The 6000-nt window shown below is 63.3% G+C and carries 5 protein-coding genes and 1 tRNA gene; 2 read left to right on the top strand and 4 right to left on the bottom strand.

Annotated features, from left to right (window positions below; translation table 11 throughout):
• The first annotated feature begins 172 nt into the window (after window positions 1-172).
• A tRNA-Ser gene (locus tag G3T14_RS18095) sits at window positions 173-262 on the top strand.
• 183 nt (window positions 263-445) lie between these two features.
• Window positions 446-1606: an integrase arm-type DNA-binding domain-containing protein gene (locus G3T14_RS18100; RefSeq protein WP_348645301.1), complete on the top strand. Its 1161-nt coding sequence runs from the start codon at window positions 446-448 to the stop codon at window positions 1604-1606.
• Window positions 1607-2165: 559 nt separating this feature from the next.
• On the opposite strand, the gene G3T14_RS18110 is transcribed toward G3T14_RS18100, so the two are convergent.
• The 4 genes from G3T14_RS18110 to G3T14_RS18125 all read right to left on the bottom strand — a co-directional run bounded on the left by G3T14_RS18110 (window position 2166) and on the right by G3T14_RS18125 (window position 5828).
• A complete protein-coding gene (locus tag G3T14_RS18110) occupies window positions 2166-2723 on the bottom strand; it encodes a hypothetical protein (protein WP_163643937.1) in 558 nt (185 codons plus the stop codon).
• An 847-nt stretch (window positions 2724-3570) separates the two neighbouring features.
• A complete protein-coding gene (locus G3T14_RS18115) occupies window positions 3571-4989 on the bottom strand; it encodes a hypothetical protein (RefSeq protein WP_163643938.1) in 1419 nt (472 codons plus the stop codon).
• Window positions 4986-5462, bottom strand: coding sequence for an HNH endonuclease signature motif containing protein (locus tag G3T14_RS25440; protein ID WP_163643939.1), 477 nt, complete (start codon window positions 5460-5462; stop codon window positions 4986-4988). Before G3T14_RS25440 ends, G3T14_RS18115 begins: the two co-directional genes overlap by 4 nt.
• 3 nt (window positions 5463-5465) lie before the next feature.
• Complete coding sequence (locus G3T14_RS18125) at window positions 5466-5828, bottom strand: hypothetical protein (RefSeq protein ID WP_163643940.1); 363 nt, start codon at window positions 5826-5828, stop codon at window positions 5466-5468.
• Between the last annotated feature and the right edge of the window lie 172 nt (window positions 5829-6000).

Genomic DNA, 6000 nt, shown 5'->3' on the forward strand with positions numbered 1-6000 from the left:
AAACGCTGGGGTCCGCCCTACGCCCGCAGAGGACGAGGCTTTGCGGAGAATGCGCGCGAATCAAGACTCCTTCGCCTTGCACTGTCGGTTTCCGGCAGGTACAGCACCCGTCCCGACGCTTCGTGGAAAGTGCGGTCGCCTCGGCGATTGCCCGGTCAGGAATGCGTGGGCTGGAGGGGTGGCCGAGTGGTTGAAGGCGCACGCCTGGAAAGTGTGTATACCGGAAACGGTATCGCGGGTTCGAATCCCGCTCCCTCCGCCAGATCGCTTTCCAATGCGTGTCATTTGATACCGTCCTTTACATCTAAGCCCTTGCCAGCGCAGGCGCCCTGGCCTCAAACCGTCCCATGCGTGTCAGAATATACCGACGCAATCGCGGCGTCTTGGTAGGGCGCTTGGTGGGGTAGCGGTGGGGCGAGAGATCAACAGGCTTTCGGCCCGTCGCGTGCAGACCCTCTCCGAGGTCGGCCGACACGCGGACGGCGGCGGCCTCTATCTCGTCGTTGACCAGAGCGGCGCACGCCGGTGGGTGATGCTCTACCGGCTGGCCGGCAAGCGCCGCGAGATGGGCCTTGGCTCCACTCTCGCCGTGCCGCTCGCCAAGGCCCGGGAACTCGCCGCTGAAGCGCGCGCACTCATCGCTGGTGGGGTAGACCCCATTGAGGCCAAGCGCACCCAACCATTGGCCGTGGTCCAGGCGGCGGCCGTGACCTTCGCCGACATCGCCAAGGTCTACATGGCCGACCATGAGAAGTCGTGGCGGAACGCGGCGCACCGCCGGCAGTGGCGCGAAACGCTCGAGGTCCAGGCGCCCGAGATATGGGCGATGCCGATCACCGAGGTTGATGCAGAGATCGTGCTCACCGTTCTCCGCCGGATCTGGCATGAGAAGCCGGAGACCGCGAAGCGCTTGCGCGGGCGCATTGAGCGAATCCTTGATGCCGGACGGATCGGCGGTCATCGCGCAGGAGAGAACCCCGCCCGCTGGCGCGGCCACCTTGATGTGATGCTGCCCAAGCCCGGCAAGCTCATCCGAGGTCACCACGCCGCCCTGCCGTATGATGCCGTCCCGGCCTTCATCGCCATGATCCGCGAGCGCCAAGCGCAGACAGCTCGCGCGCTCGAGGTGGTGATCCTGACCGCCTCGCGTTCCGGCGAGGTCCGCGGAATGCGCTGGAAGGAAATCGACTTCGGCGCTTCGTTGTGGACCGTACCGAAAGAGCGGATGAAGATGGGCCGGCCGCACCGCGTGCCGCTTTCGGCCGTCGCCCTGGGAATCCTCAGCGATCATCGCCCGGCGGACGCCGACCCGGATGCCCTGGTGTTCCCGAGCCGAAACGGAACTGTGCTGTCCGATATGGCCTTCGCCGCGCTTCTGCGCCGATCCGAGCATGCCAGCATTACGACCCATGGGTTTCGATCCTCGTTCCGCGACTGGGCCGCCGACGAGACCGAACATCCTCGAGAGGTGATCGAGGCGGCTCTCGCGCATCTGGTCGGCGATGAGACCGAGCGCGCCTATCGCCGGGGCGACGCACTGGCGAAGCGTCGTCATTTGATGGATGACTGGTCTGCCTTCGCGACCGGCCTCCTCAGTAGGGCTTGAAGATCCTCCCGCGGGATCACCACGCACCCGCCGATCTTCGTGCTGAAAATCTCGTCGCTCGAGACCATGGCCCACATTTTGGAGCGGGACACGTTGAGGAGCTTCGCGGCCTGAGACACGCGGTAGCAGAGCGGGGCCTCCTCGGCGGCGGCAATCTTGAAGTGCTCACCCACGGTCCCCGTCCTCCTTCAGCGCAGCGCGGCCGACAGAAAAAGCGGCCCTGATAGCCTCGGCGAAGGCTGGCCCAGGCCCAAGACGTGATCCGGCCGGCCGCCGCGGCTTCCACGCATCCCATGCCGCGGCGAGCATTCCGGGAGTGATGTCGATTTCGGTAGCGAAGCCACGCGGCTTGGCCTCGACGCTGCGCCAAGCCGGCACCGCAACCGCCTCACCGCAGTCAGCCCATGGGCCACGTGCGCCGCAGCCAGTGCACCGGACCTGGAACGGCTCAAACAGTTCATGGGGCTCGCACCAAAGCTGCGCGCTGTCTTGGCGGCAGAATGGGCAGTGACCGACCTTCATGCGGAAATGGCCGGTAGTTCCTTGGAAGGTCGTGCCTTCATTCACGCTCGCCTCCTTGGGTTCTCAGAGTGTCGAGGGTGGATCGGGCGCGGCCAAGAATTTTACTAGCTGATGAGTAGGAAGCCTCAGCTTCAGTTATGTCGCGCACCGTCTTGCCTTCCCACAGCGCCCTGTATCGATCGGCGAGGTAGTCTGCGGCATCCAACGCGGCTGTCGCGGCGTCGAGGGCTGCGGTCAGGCGGGTGACTTCGGCCTCGGCGGTGAGGGTGCGATGCATCGGGGTGTAGTCGATCCACTCGCAATCCTCAGATCGGTGGTGGTCTCCTTGGCAGATAGCAACTACGCCGCCATCTCGTTCTTCGACGTTCCACCGGCGGCGATATGAAAGGCTATCCCGCTCGGCCTCAATCTCGGCGATGTGCGAGGCGATGGGGCCGGTTGGGGTGAGGAGGATTCGAGCCGCCTCTTCCGAGGAGCATGTCAAAACTCGTGTGAAGCTACCATCGGCGTTGGTGCGACCCTTGATCATGCTAAGGATTTTGAACGCCACCGCCTCCCGCAGTCCTGCCGTGCGGGCGTCGTGGGTGGTGGTCATGGGCGGGGCTCCAAGTCATTGGCGTCTATGTGGTAACGTTTACCGGCGTAAGTTGGGTGGCTTACGGTATAGACGATCAATGGCGCAGAGCCAGACTTGTAACTCCAAGAAGCGCGTATCCTGTACACTTTGCCAATCTGTTGCCGGCCATGCCGGTCAACGTATGAGATAGTTTGGCCGAGAGTGTGCCGCGGCGCGGCCGGCTCTTCTGCGGTATTCTTGAGCGCATCAGCCATCGCCCTACGCTCCCTCTACGGAGGTGGTGGGAGCGGCCGAGATCATGGCGGCGTAGATCAGTGGCCGGAGATCAATACGACTTTCATACCGGGCGCCTGTGATGCTTGACCCCTCTGCAAGCGGGGCATCCAACATCGCCGCTGTCGGCTCACGCGGGACCAGCACGAACTTCTTTTCATCATAAGTAACCGTTTTCATATCGACACCCTGCCAGTTGTGTTTGAAGAAGACACTGGAACAGTCAGGGCATGATCTGCGGACCATCCACTATCCAGGCGCTTTGCTAGAGTTCGGCGCTTGATCCCCATAATCTGCGCCCATTCGGTGACCGTTCGCGTTTCTCCATTGTAATTTACGATACGGTTATTTCCTTTGTTTCTGCTTTGCGCTTTAGCCGAAGCCCATTCGCAGTTTTCCGGGCTGTAGTTTCCGTCATTGTTTATGCGGTTAAGCGTTAGATTATCTGGCCGCTCGCCCATGTCTTCCATGAACAGACGGCGACAAATCCATCGGTCGCAAACCCTGATTCCTCGCCCGCCATATCGCGGATATTTGGGGTGACTTGGGTCATAGCATCGGGAAATCATTTGCCCCCAAGCAGTTTGGACGGTCATGCCTGTAACTTCCAGTCAGATGATGGGACGGCCTTCGCGCAGATACCGCAGAGCGTGTAAGGGTCGCTGCGCTGGTGAGAGCACGGGCTGATTGCAGAACAGCAACCTTCGGCCATTCGCCGCTGTCCCTTCTCGTCCGGCACCTCCACCGTCTGCCGATCGCCAGGGGGGCTGACGCTGGGGGATGCGAGGGCGGCGCGGTCGCTCTCGATTTTTCGAAGAATGCCCTTGGCGGAAACTGCGATCTCGTCGCCGCCGGCCCGAAATGTCATGGCACGAGCGATACGCTCAGACAGGTCCCCGGCAACCGGCACGCCCACACTTTCGTCATGGGCCATGCCCTGAATAACCTCGACTTCGACGCAGAAATCGTTCGCGGGATCGGGGTGATGGCCAAACCGTGCCAGCGCATCCCGCTCCCCGCCCGCTGGCGCAGGGGCTTCGGCGCGGAGAACTCCCGAAGGGGTAAGGCCGGAGGCGTAAAGACTATCAAGGTGGCCCGGAATGAACGTCTGCCGATTTTCTGGCGCAGGGGCTTCGGCTGGGGGATTGGTGCGGAGGGCGGCCGAGGCAGCGTGAAGATCGCTGACCAAGGCGTTCACCGCCATGTAATGCCACCCGGTGCCAAGTCCTGGGTTCTTGCAGGCCACATACAGGTTGCCGCTTACGAGCCCGGCCGGCGGGAATTCGGTGAGGCTGTCGCCCGCCGCTGCAAACGGCTTAAGCGCCTCCCGCTCCCCCGGGGCGGTGGCCGGGGTCGCGAGGCGGAGTTCCCAAAGCCCATCAGCCCGCGCGTGCCACTGCCCGACGTCAACGCTTTTTCCATCCGGCGTTTCGACCTCAACGAAGCGGCCGGCCTGCGGGCCGGGAGGCCCGTCAAACACAACATGCAGGGCATGCGGGCTCGAAAGAGCCGAAGCGAGATCGCGCGTCAGATGTTGCCACCCTTCGTGCGACGGGTCGGAGTGCTCCTTGAAAATAGCCGAAGCTTCGTGCTTGGCGATGCTCGCTGCGCGCTCCAAGAAAGCCTGCGCCGAAGCAAGGGCTTCCTCGTTCACGCCGCGCGTCTGATTGGCGGCTGGGGTCGCGAGGGCGGCGAGCAATTGGCCCCTGGCCTTTTCGGCGAGGCCCTTCTCGAAATCGTTGCCCCCATCGGCAAGCGCGACAGCCTCGTTGTAGGCAGTCGCTGCAACATTATGGACCATCTGTTCGAGGCTCAGTGTCGCTTCGCCGCTCGCCTGACCGGCGCTCTCGGCCGGACGGATGGCGTCTGCGGCGGCGAGGGCGGCGCGCATTTCTTCACGGCAGCCGTCCGCGTATTCTCCAAGAACTGTACGCCAATCCTCTCCGGGATAGAATGCGTCCATGGCAGCCTCGACCCGCCTCGTCTCGGTCTTGGGATGTGTGGTGGTCATGCGGCATCCTCCAGTTCGATCATCCGCACGACGAGGGCGAGGGCGGCGCGTTTCCGGCGCTCGTTCTCTAACGGCGTGACCGGCTCCATGTGAGAGGGCCTAACGCAGAGCTTGTTCCGGCAGAGGTGATCAAGGTGAAGATCTCTTGGCAGCTTGCCGTTTTCCGCCTCATAGACCGCTCTGTGAGCGTTCTTCTTGATTCCATCAACCTGAGTTGTCCCATATCCTTTACGGCTTGGTGCCCCAGCCCAGTCCCAGCACAATGTATTGTACCCGTGGTCAGCCTCAGAGTAGCGAGAGAGGTCTGCCATTCCTTTTCTATTGTGCCCCGCTATTCGCGGCAGCGGCTCTCCTTTTACATGCCCAAGGCGCGCATTGTTGCGCTGCGCTAACGGAGCGGGAAGCCCGCAGCCGCATGTACACGACGGAGTAACTTGCGCGAGGCGGTCTTCGTTGATTTGGAATGTGGTCATGGCTCAAACCTCCGGCTTCGTCTGCGTGGAAGGGCGGGTTGAGGGGGAGGCTGGAGTTCGGCCGGCCAGAGCAGCAAGAGCACGCTTGACCAAACCAGTCCCGGCAGGTGCGGTCGCCGCGGCCGGCGCGTGTCCCTCATCCTCAAGAAATCGGCGGATGATGTGCGAGACCAGCCGTTGGGCCTCGGCGGCCGACGCGGCGTCGCGATCCAGGTTGTCGATCTCGGCGGCGATGCCGGGGCACTCGTCGGCCACGGCCACCTGATCGGCGAGCCGGAGGCACCGGTGCTGGCGCCGGGCCAGGGCGAGAAGCCCGGCAGAGAGGCTGTCGAGGTCGAAGCTCGAGAGGTCGGACGGGTTCAGCATGACGGGGCAGCCTCCCGACCCATCTCGATCGCTGCCATGATGCGGTGGACGCTGGTCTTGCGGGTCGGGTCCGCCACGATCCGGCGGTAGGATTCGAGGACATCACGCTCGTCGGGTGTCACCTCGACCAGGGCCGGATCGGCGAACAGAATCGGAGAGACGTCGAGCGCCT

It is taken from the genome of Methylobacterium sp. BTF04 (assembly GCF_010692745.1).
Classification (GTDB): Bacteria; Pseudomonadota; Alphaproteobacteria; order Rhizobiales; family Beijerinckiaceae; genus Methylobacterium.

What these genes read in the sequence shown, in the direction of transcription:
- G3T14_RS18110 (WP_163643937.1), bottom strand. Translation starts at nt 2,723, where the DNA reads ATGACCACCACCCACGACGCCCGCACGGCAGGACTGCGGGAGGCGGTG.
- G3T14_RS18115 (WP_163643938.1), bottom strand. Translation starts at nt 4,989, where the DNA reads ATGACCACCACACATCCCAAGACCGAGACGAGGCGGGTCGAGGCTGCC.
- G3T14_RS25440 (WP_163643939.1), bottom strand. Translation starts at nt 5,462, where the DNA reads ATGACCACATTCCAAATCAACGAAGACCGCCTCGCGCAAGTTACTCCG.
- G3T14_RS18125 (WP_163643940.1), bottom strand. Translation starts at nt 5,828, where the DNA reads ATGCTGAACCCGTCCGACCTCTCGAGCTTCGACCTCGACAGCCTCTCT.